The sequence below is a fragment of the Blautia sp. HA8986 genome, assembly GCF_056504635.1.
Map to the genome: position 1 here is coordinate 1,819,217 of NZ_JBWLUQ010000001.1, position 17,514 is coordinate 1,836,730.

General features: G+C 44.6%; 14 protein-coding genes and 1 riboswitch. Of the genes, 1 reads left to right on the plus strand and 13 read right to left on the minus strand.

Features of this window, described 5'->3' with window-relative positions:
- Window positions 1-15: 15 nt before the first annotated feature.
- The 3 genes from AC04Q4_RS08550 to AC04Q4_RS08560 all read right to left on the minus strand — a co-directional run bounded on the left by AC04Q4_RS08550 (window position 16) and on the right by AC04Q4_RS08560 (window position 4,416).
- Window positions 16-891 (minus strand): class II aldolase/adducin family protein, encoded by an 876-nt coding sequence (locus tag AC04Q4_RS08550; RefSeq protein WP_173736892.1) that lies wholly within the window; start codon window positions 889-891, stop codon window positions 16-18.
- Between the two features lie 187 nt (window positions 892-1,078).
- The gene (locus AC04Q4_RS08555; RefSeq protein WP_173736891.1) at window positions 1,079-1,870 is read right to left on the minus strand and encodes a glycyl-radical enzyme activating protein; all 792 of its coding nucleotides are present in this window, start codon (window positions 1,868-1,870) and stop codon (window positions 1,079-1,081) included.
- 20 nt (window positions 1,871-1,890) lie between these two features.
- Window positions 1,891-4,416 carry a pyruvate formate lyase family protein gene (locus AC04Q4_RS08560; protein WP_476388844.1) on the minus strand — a complete coding sequence of 842 codons (2,526 nt, stop codon included), beginning with the start codon at window positions 4,414-4,416 and terminating at the stop codon, window positions 1,891-1,893.
- 299 nt (window positions 4,417-4,715) lie between these two features.
- On the opposite strand from AC04Q4_RS08560, the gene AC04Q4_RS08565 reads away from it, so the two are divergent.
- Window positions 4,716-5,438, plus strand: a complete 723-nt coding sequence (locus AC04Q4_RS08565; protein WP_476388845.1) for a PHP domain-containing protein — start codon at window positions 4,716-4,718, stop codon at window positions 5,436-5,438.
- A gap of 88 nt (window positions 5,439-5,526) precedes the next feature.
- Here AC04Q4_RS08565 and AC04Q4_RS08570 read toward each other — a convergent pair whose 3' ends face one another.
- The 10 genes from AC04Q4_RS08570 to AC04Q4_RS08615 form a co-directional block, all read right to left on the minus strand.
- The gene (locus AC04Q4_RS08570; protein ID WP_173736888.1) at window positions 5,527-5,841 is read right to left on the minus strand and encodes a cysteine-rich small domain-containing protein; all 315 of its coding nucleotides are present in this window, start codon (window positions 5,839-5,841) and stop codon (window positions 5,527-5,529) included.
- Window positions 5,842-6,107: 266 nt separating this feature from the next.
- Window positions 6,108-6,312, minus strand: a riboswitch (cobalamin riboswitch).
- Between the two features lie 163 nt (window positions 6,313-6,475).
- Window positions 6,476-7,954 carry a C40 family peptidase gene (locus tag AC04Q4_RS08575; RefSeq protein ID WP_173736887.1) on the minus strand — a complete coding sequence of 493 codons (1,479 nt, stop codon included), beginning with the start codon at window positions 7,952-7,954 and terminating at the stop codon, window positions 6,476-6,478.
- A 311-nt stretch (window positions 7,955-8,265) separates the two neighbouring features.
- On the minus strand, window positions 8,266-9,762 hold the full coding sequence (locus AC04Q4_RS08580) for an N-acetylmuramoyl-L-alanine amidase family protein (protein WP_476388846.1): 1,497 nt from the start codon (window positions 9,760-9,762) through the stop codon (window positions 8,266-8,268).
- Window positions 9,763-10,051: 289 nt separating this feature from the next.
- Window positions 10,052-11,038: a diaminopimelate dehydrogenase gene (locus AC04Q4_RS08585; RefSeq protein ID WP_173736886.1), complete on the minus strand. Its 987-nt coding sequence runs from the start codon at window positions 11,036-11,038 to the stop codon at window positions 10,052-10,054.
- Between the two features lie 109 nt (window positions 11,039-11,147).
- Window positions 11,148-11,798 carry a DnaJ domain-containing protein gene (locus AC04Q4_RS08590; RefSeq protein WP_476388847.1) on the minus strand — a complete coding sequence of 217 codons (651 nt, stop codon included), beginning with the start codon at window positions 11,796-11,798 and terminating at the stop codon, window positions 11,148-11,150.
- Window positions 11,792-12,640, minus strand: coding sequence for a DUF5685 family protein (locus AC04Q4_RS08595; RefSeq protein WP_476388848.1), 849 nt, complete (start codon window positions 12,638-12,640; stop codon window positions 11,792-11,794). The genes AC04Q4_RS08590 and AC04Q4_RS08595 overlap by 7 nt, the downstream gene beginning before the upstream one ends.
- Window position 12,641: 1 nt before the next feature.
- A complete protein-coding gene (locus tag AC04Q4_RS08600; protein WP_173736883.1) occupies window positions 12,642-13,055 on the minus strand; it encodes a hypothetical protein in 414 nt (137 codons plus the stop codon).
- A gap of 43 nt (window positions 13,056-13,098) precedes the next feature.
- Window positions 13,099-14,301, minus strand: coding sequence for a class I SAM-dependent rRNA methyltransferase (locus tag AC04Q4_RS08605; RefSeq protein WP_173736882.1), 1,203 nt, complete (start codon window positions 14,299-14,301; stop codon window positions 13,099-13,101).
- 314 nt (window positions 14,302-14,615) lie between these two features.
- Window positions 14,616-16,214, minus strand: coding sequence for a DUF1002 domain-containing protein (locus AC04Q4_RS08610; RefSeq protein WP_173736881.1), 1,599 nt, complete (start codon window positions 16,212-16,214; stop codon window positions 14,616-14,618).
- Window positions 16,215-16,408: 194 nt separating this feature from the next.
- On the minus strand, window positions 16,409-17,512 hold the full coding sequence (locus AC04Q4_RS08615; RefSeq protein WP_173736880.1) for an ABC transporter ATP-binding protein: 1,104 nt from the start codon (window positions 17,510-17,512) through the stop codon (window positions 16,409-16,411).
- Window positions 17,513-17,514: the final 2 nt, after the last annotated feature.

The window sequence follows — 17,514 nt, forward strand, 5'->3', positions numbered from 1 at the left end:
TATTCCGTCAAAAGATTATTTCAGGCCAAGCTGAGCCATAACCTGTTTTGTGATCTGAGCTACAAGCTCTGCATCGTTGTTAGCCGGTGTTTCTGCTGGAGCAGCTTCTTTATCACAGTCTTTTCCAACGAAATCATACTGATATCCTGGGAACTGTTTGTAATCATCATTGTGGCATGCGCCGCCGCAGTTGTGGCAGTTCTTTCCGTCTTTGTTCAGGCAAAGGCTTGCCGGATGTTTACCTGGCATACCGAATTTACGACGGATAGCGTACAGTTTCTCGATGTTCTCTTTGTCGAATTCCTTCGGGCCACCAAGAAGTTTTGTCTGATACAGAAGCTGTGCGTAGAACTCTACAGACTCCATCTTCATGTATGCAGCGTTAAGGTCTGTGCTCCATGTAAGTGCTCCGTGGTTCTCAAGAAGTACTGCATCGAAATATGGAAGGTATTTCTCAAGGTTATCCGGAATCTCCATTGTGGAAGGTGTACCGTACTCAGCGATCGGAACACATCCGAGAGCGATAACTGCCTCCGGCATGATCGGCTGTGTAAGCGGGATACCTGCGATTGCGAAAGATGTTGCATAGATCGGATGAGCATGTACAACAGATCCTACGTCCGGTCTCTTCTCATATACTCTCATGTGCATCTTGATCTCAGATGATGGTTTGAATCCCGGGTTAGCCTGGATTACATTACCCTTGCCATCTACTTTACAGATGAACTCTGGTGTCATGAAACCTTTAGATACACCTGTTGGTGTGCAAAGATACTCGTTCTCTGCGATCTTAACAGAAAAGTTTCCGTCATTTGCTGCAACCATGTTACGGTTGTAGATTCTTTTACCGATGTCACAAAGCTGTTTTTTGATTTCAAACTCGTTTACCATGCTTAATTTCCTCCTTGAGCATTGGATTGCACTATTTTGTTTCTGTCAATATTTTACTCCATACCACAGAATAAGTCAAGGGCAATCCGTTGTTTTATGTTGGTTTCTTGTTGCTTTTTATGTTGTTTTTATTGTTTTTTATGTTTTCTTTTGAAAAAGGATCTCATTCTTTATAAAGTGCTGTCTTTCAGCCTCCGATCTGGCAGTCCAGACCGCATACAGCATGTACAGCACCCTTAAGCATCTGCATATGTTCGGCAGTCGGTGGAAGAATTCCTTCCATTAAATAGGGTCTTCCAAGGCCTTCATACTTATCCTGTCCAAGTCTGTGATAAGGAAGCAGATGAATCTTATTTACGCCCGGAAGAGAATCCGCAAATCTGGCGATTGCCTGGATCTCTTCAACAGAATCATTAAATGTAGGAATAACCGGGACACGGATCACAAGCTTTGTTTTTCCATAGAGGGCAACTTTTCTTGCATTCTCCAGCATCAGTCCGTTGGCGCGTCCTGTGAATTCCTTGTGTTTCTCCTGATTCATGTGCTTGATATCCATCAGATATACATCCAGATACGGAAGAACCTGCTCGATCTTTTCCCACGGGGCACAGGCCATACTCTCCACGGCTGTATTGATACCGCGTTCTTTGGCTGCCCGTAGCAGATCTCTGGAAAAATCTGCCTGACACATACATTCACCGCCGGAGAGGGTGATTCCCCCTCCTGAACGGTAATAATATGCACGGTCTTTTTCTACTTCCTCGATCATCTCACGGACTGTCACATCACGGCCGATCACCTTGTCCTCGCCCAGTACTTTCATGTTCTGAATCCTGTACTCCTGCGATTCCGGATTACAGCACCAGCGACAGCGAAGGACACAGCCTTTCAGGAATACGATAGTACGGATTCCCGGACCGTCATGCACCGAATATTTCTGAATATCAAAGATCCTGCCCTTTGTATCCAAATAGTCCATAATTTACCTCTTAAATCCGGTTAAAATCCCTGTTCGGTACGGCGGATGATGTCATCCTGCAGAGAACGGGAAAGAGTTGTAAACAACGCACTGTAACCTGCAACACGTACAACCAGATGTTTATATTTCTCCGGATGTTTCTGTGCATCCAGAAGTGTCTCTCTGTCGACAACGTTAAACTGCATGTGCATACCCTTCTGATCGAAGTATCCACGGATCAGTGCCACGAATTTCTCCAGGCCTTCTCTTCCGGCAAGTGCTGACGGATGGAATTTCTGGTTGAACAGTGTACCGTTAGATACAATGAAATGATCCAGACGTGATACAGAAGTAGCTGCCGCTGTCGGTCCCTTCACATCCTTGCCTGCTGACGGGGAAACGCCATCCGCAACAGGTGTATGTGCATAACGGCCATCCGGTGTTGCGCCGGTCTGTTCGCCAAGAGGAACGTTTGCAGATACAGGATAAAGTCCGGCCTGATAATGTCCGCCTCGTGGGTTCATATATTTCTGAAGCGGCTTGGTGTAAGTATAAGCCACATCTCTTGCAAAATAATCCACATCCGGGATATCGTTTCCGAATTTCGGAACCTCCTCGATCATCTTGTGGATCTCTTCGAATCTTGCTTTCTTCTCAGGAGATGGCTCTGTTCCGAGAGCTGCTGTCATAACGGCTGTTGCTGTCTGCTCATTCACACTGATACCATTCTCCTGAAGCTTCTTCATTACAACGGTAGTGATATCTGCCGCAGACTGTGCATCAATGCCTTTGCCATAGTTCCATGCCAGAGCCTCCTTCAGCTCTTCCATGGTCATCTTCTTCTCTTCATATACAAGCTTGCGGATTGCATACAGGGAATCTGCCATGTTGGCGATACCAAATCCCTGAGGACCTGTAAAGTTATAAACAGCTCCTCCTTCCTGAACGGATTTACCACGTTTCAGGCAGTCATCCACCATACAGGAAAGGAATGGCAGCGGACATCTCTCCGCATGTGCCACATCAATGGAATTGTCAGCATTTACAAGCAGAGAAATGAAATATTCCATCTGTTTCTTATATGCCTCATAGAACTCGTCAAAAGTCTTCATCTCTGTGACATCGCCGGTCTGAACACTGATCTGCACCCCTTTGTCCATACCATTTGAGAAAACCATCTCCAGCGGACGGCACATGTTAAAGAATGCAGCATCATGCCAGCCCTCTGTCTTACCTGCTTTCTGCGGTTCTACGCATCCGATGATGTTGTACTCTCTGGCATCTGCAAGGGACAGTCCCCGGTTCTGCAGTGCCGGAATAATCACCTCATCATTGTAGTAAGCCGGAAGTCCGATTCCTGTTCTTGTAAGCTCAGCAGCCTTGATCAGGAATTCATGAGGAGATCCGTTCCATACTCTTACTGAAAGAGATGGTGCCGGAAGATGTACATGCATAGATGCCTGGATGCACATAAAGGAGAGATCATTGGTCACATCCTCGCCTTCCTTGTTCTGTCCACCTGCGATCAGGTTCTGGAAAAGGCTGTAGCCTGCAAAGCCTTCTGCGGATGCAGCGTCACGGCATTTATTCAGGTCATTTAATTTAACCCAGATGCAGTCCATCAGTTCCTGGGCGAATTCTCTTGTAAGGTTGCCTGCCTCCATATCACTCTTATAATATGGATACATATACTGGTCAAAACGTCCCGGTGAAATGGAATGTCCGCTGCTCTCCATCTGGATCAGCTGCTGTACAAACCAGAAGGACTGGCATGCTTCGTAGAAGTTGCGTGCACCCTTAGCCGGTACGCGGCTGCAGTTGGATGCGATCTGAAGGAGCTCCTGTTTTCTTGTCGGATCCTGGCACTGATATGCCATCTGCTCTGCAAGCTCAGCATAACGATGTGCATAGTCGATAACCGCCTGACAGCTTATGATAACTGCTTCCAGGAAGCGGGATTTTTTTGCGTAATCGCCATCCCCTACATTGCACTCATCCAGCTCTTTCTGAGCTTTTGCAATGATTCCTTCATAACCGATAGCCAGCACCTCTTCGTATTTAACAGTTACATGACCTACACCATTGTAGAAATAATTTCCCGGTGTGAAGATGTTATGGTCAATAGCAAGAATTGCTTCCGGTGCCATATAGGAGGTTGCCAGTTCGCTGGTTGTCTTACCTTTCCAGTATTTATGTACCTCGCGAAGTTCGGCCTTAGTCTCCTCCGCAATATAGAATGGATCGGCTGTTCTGGTGGCTACTGTGTCCAGCTCATCCTCCAGCCACTGGAAGGAATACTCCGGGAATGTCTGACATCCTCTTGGTGCCAGTGTGCTGCTTCCTACGATCAGTTCCTCATCACGGATGATGATAGGGATATTGTGCAGGATGTGTGCAAAAGCCTTGGCTCTTCTTGTGATGATCGGCTCATCTTCTGTTGCCTTGTAGGATTCTGTGATCAGCTTGGCTCTGGCTGATTCGATCACCGGCATCTTCGCATAGAGGTTATCTACCAGATGGGTGATTCTGTCTGTTTTCGGGATATCTGCTATATGAAATTTCTCCATGATTCTCCTTTCTCACAGCCGGTTGTTTCTGGTGATTTTTCCACACTTCCGGCTATGTGCTCATGTAATTTTATTATACCTCACCCGCAATTCAGTGTCAACGAAATCCAACACTCATTTATTGCTGTTTCTGTGGTTTTTATCAATCCGATTATGTCTGTTTTGTTTGTTTTGTGCAAATTTGATATTTTATATATTGACTTTGGTTTTCCGCTCTGCCATACTTGTTTTTATATAGGAAGTTCTTTTATTCTCAGTAAAAAACTCGTTATTTTAACTGTAAAAGAGGTGTTGATTTTATGTATCTTTCCGATATGCACACGCATTCCATTGCCAGCGGCCATGGCACTGAATGTACGATCACCAATATGGCCCGTGCTGCTGCTGCGAAGGGTCTTCGTCTCCTGGGGATCACAGATCATGGCCCCGGCACTCTGGCAGCCGGAACTTCTTCTTATTTCCGCAGCCTTACCTACTCTCCAAAAAAGCATTTCGGAGTAGAGCTTCTCTACGGAATCGAACTGAATATCCTCGACAGAAACGGCAGCGTAGACCTGGATCAGGAATTATTATGTAAGCTTGATTATGCCATTGCCAGCATGCATTCCTGGAATTACCGCTGTGGCACCAGAGCCGAAAATACAGAAGCTTTTATCAATGTCATGAAAAACCCCTGTGTGAAGATCCTCGGACATAGTGATAACACTCATTACCCGGTTAATTATGATGTGCTTGCCAGGACTGCTAAGGAAACCGGCACGATCTTTGAGATCAACGAGGCTTCTCTTGCACCATATGGCTATCGTGGTGATACCAGGGAGAACTGTTTCAAGATCCTTCATTACTGCCGCAAATACCGCCTACCACTGCTTCTTTCCAGTGACAGCCACGGACCGGAACATATCGGCGACTTTACATATGCCGCTGATTTTGTCCATCAGGCCATGTTTCCGGAGAGCCTGATATTAAACAATCAGATTCCGAAGCTGAAAGTATTTCTGCAGACAAGAAAACCTGTTTAATTCTGAAAAAAGCCAGCTCTGACATTTTTATCCTGTATCAGAGCTGGCTTTTATTTTATCTAATGTATTTATTTCTATATCTATTTTCTTAATACGGTTTCTTCACATTTTCCGTGGAATTCTCCCTCTGTTTACGAACAAGTTCCGCAAGTTCCTTGTACTTGCCTGTGATATACCCGAAATTCTCTTTCTTATGCGGAACCTTACATCTGGAACAGTCCTTAATACCGCTGTCCAGGAAACGGAAATTACCACCGCATTTATCTCCCAGTGCATATAAAGGACAATAGCAGAACAGACAGTTGAAATTATCCGGATCTGCTCCTGTATGGCATGGAAAATATTCACAGTTCTTATGACTGAAATAGGAAAACTCCTTCCCCTCCCAATATGGTTTTGCCATGATCGTTACCTCCTCCCAAGGTTGTACACTCATGATTTTTCCCATAAAAAAAGAGGTAGCGATGCCACCCCGGGGTAGAAATATAATCCGTTCATGAGTGCGCGGAGGGAACGAATGTATCCGGAGTAGTATCGCCTGCCATTTAATCATGTATAATTCATATGAACAGGCGCATTCCATAAAAAAATGCCTACTCTCGTAAAAAAGTAGACAACGTCCCAGGGGTGCGGAGTCCCTGAAATGGTTGTTACACTTTACACGGAAGTTTAACCTCGCCATAACAAGCAGGTTTCCTGGCTCCGGGATCATGGCTTGTCTCTCCTTCTCATACATATGTACAATGGATTATGAGATTCGCTCCTCCGTTACAGTGACCGGATCGCTCAGGTTTCTCACCTGATTCCCTTTTCTGTGAGATTCCGATAATTATCAGATAACTGTCAGACTCCCGCAGCACTTGCTATGTTCAATATGGAATTATACTGACATCATAATAACACCATGTTAATTATATGTCAATATATTTTGAAAACTTTTTTCAAACTTTTCATCAAAAAACATCCCGGCAGAAAACCACCGGGATGCTGTATATTATTGTTATCAGACGGACAAAAGCATCCGCATTTGAACAAAATTATACAAGACGTCTTACAGACACGATTGTTCTGTATGTAGCATCATTGCTGACCTTGATTCCGTCCTGTGAGTTGGATGCATGGACGATCTGTCCGTTGCCCATGTAAATTGCAACGTGTCCACCGTAACAGATCAGATCTCCTGGCTGTGCATCTGCATAGGACACCTCTGTACCTGCATTCTGCTGCTCATAGGATGTTCTCGGAAGGCTGACGCCAAAGTTTGCATATACACTCTGCACAAAACCAGAGCAGTCTGCTCCATTAGTAAGGCTTGTACCGCCCCATACATATGGGTTGCCGACAAACTGTGTTGCATAATTTACAACCGAAGAACCGGAACCACTGCTGTAAGAGGAAGAAGAGCTCTCACTTTCGGAAGAAGATGTATCCTCTGAAGTATCTGCCTCAGAGTAATCACCGTTATCAGAATCAGCGTCTGTGTTGTCTTCTGCTTCATCTGTATTATCAGAGATCACATTTCCATCCTCGTCATACTGAACACCATCGTCCTCACTGTCATCTGTGTCTCCCTCTACATACTCATCATCGTCTTCTGCAGTGTCTTCGTCTGTATTCTCGATCACATCGCCATTCTCATCATACTGAACATCTTCACTCTGATCTTCTTCTGCCTGCTGCTCTTCTGCTTCAGCCTGGCGTCTTGCTTCCTCTTCTGCCTCAGCCTGTGCTCTCGCTGCAGCCTCAGCTTCAGCCTGACGTCTCGCCTCTTCCTCAGCAGCAATACGCTCAGCCTCTAATCTCTGAAGCTCTGCCGTCTGCTCTGCAAGAAGGTTCGCATAATCAGTTGCCTGCTGCTGTGCATAAGCAATCTCATTATCGTAATCTGCGGATGTGGCACGTTTCTCATCCAGCTGTACCTGCAGGTTCTGGGACTCCGCCTCATATTCCTGCTTCATTCCCTCAAGCTCTGCTTTCTCCTGTGTGTACTGTGTCTCCAGGTTGGCTACCTGCTGAATCGTGTTGGAATACTTCTCAAGACTTTTTCTATCCTGCTCATATGTCTTCTGTGTGTACTCAGCTCTTGTAAGAAGCTCTGACAGGTTCTCTGCATTAAGCATCATCTGAAACCATGCATCGTCGCCACCCTTCTCATAAAGATACTGAATACGTTTCTTCATTGCCTCGTACTGCTTCGCCTTGGCGTTCTTAGCCTTCTCAAGGTTAGTCTGTGTAGATGCAATGTCGGCTTCTTTATTGGAGATATCTCCTTCCAGTGTCTGAATAGAAACCATCACGTTTACAAGATTCGCATCAAGAGTAGAAATCTCACCTTCGATCTGGGATTTCTGAGCGGAAAGCTCATCCAATCTGGAGTATGTAGCGTTCAGCTGGTCATTGGTTGCATCCATCTCCTGCTGAAGTGCTGCTTCATCTTCTCTTGTTGCGCTTACGCTGACTACCTGTGCTCCGCTGATGATGAGCGCCAGTGTCAGACATAATATTCTTTTCTTCATGACTGTTCACCCTCACAATCTAATTCTGATTCTATAGCGGCAAAAGTTCTCCGCTGTTTCAAGTTTACTCACGTCTGTTGTTATTTCATTTTTAACAGTCCGTGTAATATTTTTGCAATATCTTGTTTCAATCTTTTTATATATTAACACAGTGTTATTTGGATTGCAAGGATTTTCTATTATTTAGTTTAAAACTTTGTAACATTTATTAATGGTTTTGACATTAAAAAACAGGGGAACCTGACGCATCAAGGATTCCCCTGTTCTGTTTGTTACATATTTTTTTCTTTTATATCAGCTGTTCTTCTAATTCAGAACAGATCTGCAAGGATCTGATTCGCTGTCTTATTCAGATAGCCTTCCGGATCAGAAAGTGTATTTCTGTTCCATCTGAAGTATGCTCCGTTACGGATATAGTTACCACTTGACTCATGATAGTCATATTTGGTAACTCCAGGATACCTGGCCATATAAGTCTCTGCCAGTGCGATAGCCTGGCTACCATATGTTCCGCTCGGTGTCGGGGTTCCGGAAATCTGAACACCTGCATTCGGTGTGCAGTGAAGGATCACAACACTCTTATCTGCACACTGTCCGAGAACCATCCATGTATGTCCGCCATTATATCCAATATCTCCAGGATAAAGCTTATATCCGGAGCTTGCAAGCTGCGCCTGTGAAACGATTGTTCCCATTCCTCTGCCTGAATATAAAGATCCGATGCTTCCTGAAACTGTTGTATAGTTCACACCGCCGGATTTATTCTGCATGATCTGATATACAGACCATCCTACATAGCCGGAGCAGTCAAGACCTTTCTGCTCTGTAGCTTCTGTAAGATCCATATAATATTTATAATTATAAGAACTGGAATTACTGTCGTACCACTGTTTCCATCTAGGGCTTACACCCTTTCTGGTTGCATCGGAATCATTATGTCCTCCGCCCCATACATAAAGTGTCTGTCCAACCGGCTTCAACGCATTGGCCAGGAAATTCTTAATAGTTCTGGTTCCTGTGGATGGTGTCGTATTAGGATTATTATTCACCTGCAGAATTCCGCTGCTGTTGAATGTATATTTCTTACCGTCAATGGTCACAGTACCGGTTACCATGATACCGGTAGATGGATTAAAGTAATATTTATATCCCTTGGATGTATTCTTCACCCAGCCAGTTGCCATAACACCGCTGCCACTGTAGAAATAATATGTATTATTTCCGATCTTCTTAAATCCCTTGTACATAGCTCCTGTACTCGGATCAAAGTAACGTTTCTGGGATTTACTGTTTGTTGCCCAACCGGTTGCCATAAAGCACTTGCTGGTAAAATACCGGGTAACCTTCTTAGTATCTGTAAGAAATATGTTCTTGGCAGCAACACCATTGCCACTGTAGAAATAATACTTCTTCTTACTAATGGTCGCCCATCTGGTCGTCATGTATCCTGTGCTTGTATTGAAGTAACGGGTGTTCTTCTTACTGTCTGTAAGCCAGCCTGTTGCCATGTATCCTTTGACACCGTTGGCATTATAGAAGTAACGTTTACCTTTTCTGTCCTTGGTCCAGCCCTTTACCTGCACGCCTGTGGAAGCATTGAAGTAATACTTCTTGCCGTTCAGTGTAAGCCATCCCTTAACCTTCTTGCCATTCTTGTAGTAATAAGACTTTCCGCCTTCTGTCTTAAAGCCCTTCTTGGTTGCAGCCTGTACATCTGTTGCAGTTGTGTGTACAGTCGCCCCAGCTGCAAAAAACATCAAGATCAAAAAAAGTCCCCAAAATTTCCATTTCCTGCTTAATTTTCGCATACATACCTTCCTTTGATAGATAATTGATATTTACTATTTCTGAAGTCCGGCTGATCGTTAGCTGCTGAATTCATTACAATTCTGTTACAAATTTACGTCCATATTATATACCATTCTTTACTCTACGTCAACTCTTTCTGTTTTTTCCACCATTTGCACATAACTATAACCAGTATTTTGTGATATTTTTACGTAGAAAATCCCCGGGACATCTGATATTTACAGACATTCCGGGGATACGATCATTTAACCAGCGTACAGCTGTTTATAACAGATCTGTTACAGATTCTTACAGGAATTTTTTGCGAAGCTCTGCTCCGTCAAGTGCACTTAAGTATGCAGGTGCAACATCAAATACAGTTTTGCAGCCCTTCTGTCCTTCCTGGTTCATGCGATATGCAGCTCTTGCATAGGCAACGATAACAGAAGATGTGAACTCCGGATTGGAATCCAGTTTCAGGCTGTACTCGATCACATGGCTGTTCTCGTTGTTCCAGCCGGTTTTGCCGCTGCGGATCACAAAGCCGCCGTGCGGGATTCCGCTGTGATCACGGTCAAGCTCTTCCTGGGAGATGAAATGTACAGTTGTATCATACTCATCAAAGTAGTTCGGCATAGTCTTGATCTCTTCCTCGATACGTGCAAGATCAGCACCCTCCTCAGCTACTACAAAGCACTCTCTAGTATGTTTCTGGCGTGTTGTAAGCTCAGGATTCTCTCCGTTTCTTACAGACTCAAGAGCAGCCTCTACAGGAATTGTATACTGTTTTGCGTCTTTTACACCTTTGATACGGCGAACTGCATCGGAATGTCCCTGGCTTACACCCTTGCCCCAGAATGTATAGTCATTTCCATTTGTAAGGATCGCATTTGCATACATGCGGTTCAGGGAGAACATTCCCGGATCCCAGCCTACAGAGATGATTCCTACATGTCCTGTCTCTTCTGCTGCCTTGTCAACATTCGCAAAATGCTCCGGAATTCTCTTATGTGTGTCAAAACTGTCTACAACATTGAAATATTTTACATATTCCGGTGTCTGAACAGGAAGGTCTGTTGCGCTTCCTCCGCAGATGATGAGAACATCAATCTCATCTTTCATTTTCTCAGCATCCTTTACAGAGTACACCTTAGCTGTCTCAGTAAGGATCTTTACAGTCTCCGGATCACGTCTGGTAAATACTGCAACCAGCTCTGTATCCGGATTATGTTTGATGGCGCACTCCACACCGCGGCCCAGATTACCGTAACCTAAAATACCAATTCTTATGCTCATAACGATTTCCTCCTCTTTTTCTTTGCAGATGCAGTTTCAGTCATCTGCAATCTATATCGCAAAACGGGTCTGCAGGATCCGCCTTACAAACTTTTTTAAATCCGCTGCATCAGCAGCAGAAAATACCGCCCGGCCAGCACATGGCACAGGCCATGGTCCTGCAGCAGGCATCACACATATCATCCCCTGCTGTGGGCATACCTCCAAAAGGCCCCTGCTGCTGTTGGTACCAGCCGCCTCCGCCTTCCATACGCTGAAGCAGTATACGGTACTGCATGTTGTTCGGTTCCTGGCGGACTGCTTCCCGGATCTGATCCAGGGCTGTCACATTGTTTCCAAGTCCCATATTGGCCATGGCAGCCAGATAATACCACTCACCATTTTTCTGTCCAAGAGAATTCAGTACATTCATAGCTTCCTGATAATGACCGCTCTGTATATAATTGGCGGCTGCACGTCTGCGCATACTCTCCTCATCCTGGTAGGCCGTGGAATTACCATTGCTTCCATAGCCGCCGAATCCGCCGTAATTTCCGTATCCGCCATAATCACTGCCTGAGCTGCTGCCATACTCCCGTTCTTTCATGATCTGTTCGTATGCCTGCTGTACTTCCTTGAATTTCTCCTCAGCCTGATCCTTATTCGGATTGTTGATATTGGCATCCGGATGATACTTCCTGCTGAGTTTGCGGTATGCTTTTTTTATTTCGTCATCAGATGCGTTTCTGGAAACTCCCAGCACACTGTATGGATCTAACATTGTTTTTCTTTCTCCCGTTCTCCCTTGCGCTTCTGTCCGATTGCCGTAAAACGGCACCACACGCCGGAATATAAAATATTTCGGAGGATATCTCCATAACGGATAACAGGAAGTTTCTCGAATTCCCTGCATGCCTCGGAAAGCATCATGACCAGCATCCTGCGGATTTCCTCCTCGAACCCTTCCATCTTATATTTTTTGAGAAACGGATTGTAATTTCCGTTTTCTGCGTCTTTCTCCACATCATCGTAGGCATCCAGGATGTAAATAAATTTTCCCAGGTAAAAGCCCATTCTGCGAAGAGAGGATTCCCACATATCCTCACGAAAAGCCAGAACCTCTTCCATGATCCTGCCGGAGCAGCCGGCTACCAGATCCACATCTGTCTCTCCTTCTTTCTCCAGCCCGGAAAGCTCTGAAAGTGTTTCCTGAATCCTGCGCATTTTCTCCGGATAACCCGACATGTGCTTCCGACCGATATTCTTAAGAAGAATGGCATAGGCATAACGGAAGGGCTTTCTTTCATCCTGCCAGTCATCCATACACTTATAATAAGAAAGGATCACATTCATATCTGCGCAGTACTCTGTCACTTCGTTTTTCCGCACAGGCTGCGCTTTCAGCGGATGGACGGCACAACGGGATTTTCCCTTTCTGGTAGGCGGCTCATAAAGCCCGCTTAAAAGCAGCACCACAAAGGTCATATCATAGGTCAGGGATACCTGTCCCGGAATCCCGTAACGCTCCCGCAGCTCCCGGCACAGGCCGCAGTAAAAAGAGCGGTACATATCAAAATCTTTGAATTTGATCTCAGGTTTGTTGACTGTCACATATCCAAACATGTCAGCTCCTCTTTACAAATTTCGTATGGCATTTGGGACATTCGATCTCGATTTTTCCCTTGCCTCGTGGAATACGGATCTTCTGTCCGCAGCCCGGACAGGCGTAGATGTGATGAGTTTTTCTCTGTTTCATTAAATTCTTTTCTTTATTGAAACGAAGACGGAGCTTCGATGTCATCTGAAGATATTTCTGGTTCTCTGCATAACGCTGCTGGATATTTCTGGAAAAAATACGGAAATACGCATACACGATAGCCGCGATTCCCAGGAAATCAAGCACACTTCCTACACTGCGGTTTACAATGTTCACAAACATAGTCAGTATGATAAGTGCCAGGGCAACTCCCATCGTAAATCTGGAAAGCTCATCCACACCGTAACGTCCCTGCATAAATTTATTAAATTTGTCTCTCATAAAAATCTGTCTCCTTTACATTTACCTCTCACAATGACAGTTCTTATCTGTCATTGCATACCTGGAAAATGTAGAATTTCAGATAATAGGACTCGTCTGCTGACCAGAGGATCGGATGATCCGGAGCCTGTGTGCGGTATTCTACCTGACGCAGTCTCTTATGAACGTTCTTCGCTGCCTGTCCGATGGTCTGTGTAAAAAGCTCATATGTCATAAAATGAGAACAGGAGCAGGTTGCCAGAAAGCCGCCGTCTTTTACAAGACGCATAGCACGGAGATTGATTTCACGGTATCCTTTTACTGCATTCTTCACAGAGCTTCTGGATTTCGTGAAAGCCGGCGGGTCAAGGATAACCACATCAAACTTCTCACCTTTCTCCTCAAGCTCAGGAAGCAGCTCAAAAACATCCTCGCAGATGAATTTCACTTTCCTGTCCAGCCCGTTAAGTTCTGCGTTGCGTGTTGCCTGCTTTACAGCTGTCTCAGAAGCATCTACACCCGTTACACTCTTAGCCCCTGCAATTCCCGCATTGAGGGCAAAAGATCCTGTATGGGTGAAGCAGTCCAGAACTTTTGCTCCTTTACAGAGTCTCTGGATCGCCAGACGGTTATATTTCTGATCCAGGAAAAATCCTGTTTTCTGTCCGTCTTTGATATCTACTTCGTATTTCACGCCATTTTCTTCGATCTGAACGATGGTCGGAAATTCTTCTCCGATAAATCCCTTGGTAAGTTCCATTCCTTCCTGGCGGCGTACTTTCGCGTCACTTCTCTCATACACGCCTCTGATATGGATCCCGTCTTCTTCCAGGATCTCTCTCAGCACGCGGATAATGGTGTCTTTCAGGCGATCGATTCCCAGAGCCAGGGACTGTACGACAAGAACATCCGAAAACTTGTCCACAACAAGTCCCGGAAGAAAATCAGCCTCACCGAAGATGATACGGCAGCTTCCGGTATCTACCACTTTCCTGCGGTAATCCCATGCGTCACGGACACGCTGTTTCAAAAATTCTTCGTTGATCTCTGTATGTTCGTCTCTGGTAAGCATACGAACCGCGATCTTGGAATTGGTGTTGATAAACCCTCTTCCCATGGGATAACCGTCAAAATCGTGAACCAGCACAATATCTCCGTTATTAAAACTTCCCATGATACTTGAAATTTCATTATCATATACCCATAGGCCTCCTGATTTCAGAAATCTTCCTTCGCCTTTTTTTAATGTTACTACTGCCAGGCTCATAAATTCTACCTTTTCCCTTTCTCATTTCCCGAGGCAGCGCAGAAATAAATTGGATAAATTCCTCTCACTGCCTGTGTATAAACCAATTTAAGGACAATTCTATCACAGAAAAAATCATTTTTCCAGTGCTTACCCAAATCCTTAATATAAATCACAGAAATTTCATAAGCTGCGAACTTGTCCGATTCCTTTAACAGAGTTCCCCGAATACTTATCCGGCAGATATTTTTCTTATATAAAAGACCCGCAGCAGAAGGTTAAAAAACTTCTGCCGCGGGTCATACTTGATTTTTTAATAAAATGCTGTTCTGATATTATTCTGCTGCAGACTCATCTGCTGCAGAATCTGTACTCTCACCATAAAGTCCTGCAAGAAATTTTATAGTGTCTTTATAGAGAGTCTTTTTATCTTCCTCTGTGACATCAGCAAGAAGGGCTTTAGTCTCGTCTGTAACATCTGTATCCTCCTCGGAATCGTCAATACCAAAAAGCTTCTTAAGCTTCTTATCCATCATGTTAAGCTCTGTGCTCTGGTAAGTTTCAGTTCCATCTGCCTCATAGGAATCTGTTCCATTATTGAGGATATCGTAGTAGTCCTTCTCAACTGTAGCAGCCAGATTCTTACCTGTCTGCTCATCCAGTGTCACTGTTGCAGCTTCTTCTGTATTCTCAGTTGCTGCAAGAAGAGAATCTGGATCTCCCTCATACTCTCCTTTTGCAAAAAGTGCAAATTTATCATAATTATTTCTGGCTTCCTCGCTGAGTACAGAAGTATCAGGTTCTGTGCTGTCAGTCTCTGTGGATGCAGCCTCATCAGATGCACTCTCATCAGAGCTGCCGCTTTCGTCAGATGTGCTCTCATCAGAGCTGCCGCTTTCGTCAGATGTGCTCTCATCAGAGCTGCCGCTGTAAGTTCCGTCATCTGTTGCATCCGGGATTCCTGTTCCGTTTCCGTCACTGCTGTCTGAAGAATTATCTGTCTCGATCTCAAGTGTGGGATCTTCTGTAGAACTCTGGATCACATCATCGCCAAGTACGCTGTCATCTACACTGTTTGTGATATCATCTGAATCACCGTCAACCTCTACAGTATCATCTTTGTTCTCTCCGTCCAGAGTATCATCACCTGAAGACGCCTGGCCGGTTGTGTTCTCATTAACCTGCTCCAGAGTTTCTTTTACATCATCGTAATTGTAGCCCTGCTCTGCAATCTTCTCGAGAAGAGATACGATCTTGTCAATCTCCTCCTGGCTTACAGAAACATTGTTCTGCTCTGCCACATTGATAACAATATTCTGGATCTCATCTGCATTCTGAACATTGTTCTGGATCACGTCCATCTTGGACTGGTTTACAACTGTAGTTGCCTCATTCTTTCCAACCTGATCTGCAAGATTTCCGGTAACTACCATCTCTTCGTTTGCAAGTTTTGTCTTGGTCTCGTCAAGCTTCTTTCCACTGGCCTGCTCATATGCCATCTGGATACCTGTAAGAGCACCTGTTCCGGATACTTCCATCGGGCAGGCTGCAACAACTTCACAGTTCTTTACGCCAGATGTGGAAAGTGTGGTTGCGATCATATTACCTGTTACCCAGTTCAGGTTCGCAGTACGTACCTTGATTCCTCCGGACTGTGTAGGCTTCACATATGCACAGCTCAAAGTTCTGGTACCGATCTGAGACTGCGGTGCGATATTGTCCAGATGGTTATGCTCATCCTGATTGGTAATGGTCATGATCTGTACCTGATCAGAACTTACATTAAAATATTTCATCATAGTCTGTTTCTGTGCATCTGTAAGGTCTGCACCAAGTGTTACAACTCTGGCTGCATCTGCCATTACTGGATTTACGCTGCCCGCAACAAGGCATGCACTGCAGAGTAATGCTGCGATCAAATTTCTTTTCTTCATTGAATTTCCCTCCAATTTATGACTTTTCAGGTTAATTGTACTATAGCTTTTTTATAAACTGCTGCTATAAGTTTACTGACGTTTTTTCTGTTTCATATTATAACACAGTTGTATAGATATTTGTAATTAAAAAAAGACCATCTCTGAGAAATGGTCTCTCCAAATACCCAATATACTGTCGCTCCATATAGATATTATCCGATTTTCTTTAATTTTCCCAACTTTTCCGCTTCTTTCAGCAATTCCTGATTTCCGGCATTCATGGTGCCGAAATCTTTCAGCGGGCAGTAAACTTCCCGACATTTTTTCATGGCTTCCAGTGCCTTCTGATAATTCTCCCGTGAAATGCACTCAAAAGGTTTCTCTGCTATCACCTTACCGGCAAGCTCCCTTGCCACCTGATAATCCGCATCATTGGTATGAAGAACTCCTGTGATAAAAGGAATTCCCTGTCTCTGAAGTTTACGATATACCGGAATCCCACTTCCGTTGCCTCCGATCACAAATATCTCCGGTTCTCCGGATGGCGGCTCCATCTCCACACATCCAAACTCTGCATTATAGCTTCCGCGGGTAATTCCGTAAAGATTCTTAATATAATCTGATGTAAAAATCTCTTCCGGTGCGCCGTATTTTTCAATGTAATCTCCGTGAACACAGATCACCTGATCGGATATCTTCTGGGCAAGATCCAGCTCATGAAGAGACATGATTACTGTCACCTGTTTTTCCAGTACCATCTTTTTGAGGATAGCAAGAAGTTCCAGCTTATGGCGGATATCCAGAAAGGAGGTAGGTTCATCCAGGATAATGATCTCCGGCTCCTGGCAGATTGCTCTCGCCAGAAGGATCCTCTGTCTCTGTCCATCACTGATCGCTGTAAAATCCCGGTCTTTTAAGTCCCATGCGTGAACCATTTCCATTGCATTCTGAACCTTCTTTTTATCCTCCTCAGAAAGAATCCCCAAGGTTCCTGTATAAGGATAACGTCCGGTTGCTACTACATCTTCACATGTCATAAGTTCCGGGCGCATCCGTTCAGTAAGCACAACAGCCAGCTTCCTTGAAACTTCTTTATTTGTCATACGGCTCATTTCAGCCTGTTCCAGATAAACAGTACCACTGATCAGGGAAAGCTGTCTTGTGATGCTTTTCAGTATCGTGGATTTACCAGCTCCGTTTGGGCCGATCAGTGTCAGGATCTCGCCTTTGTTCAGTCTGATATTGATCTCTTTGATCAGCGGTTTTCCATCATAACCTACAGTAAGCTGATCTGTATAGAAAAAATATGATTTCATCT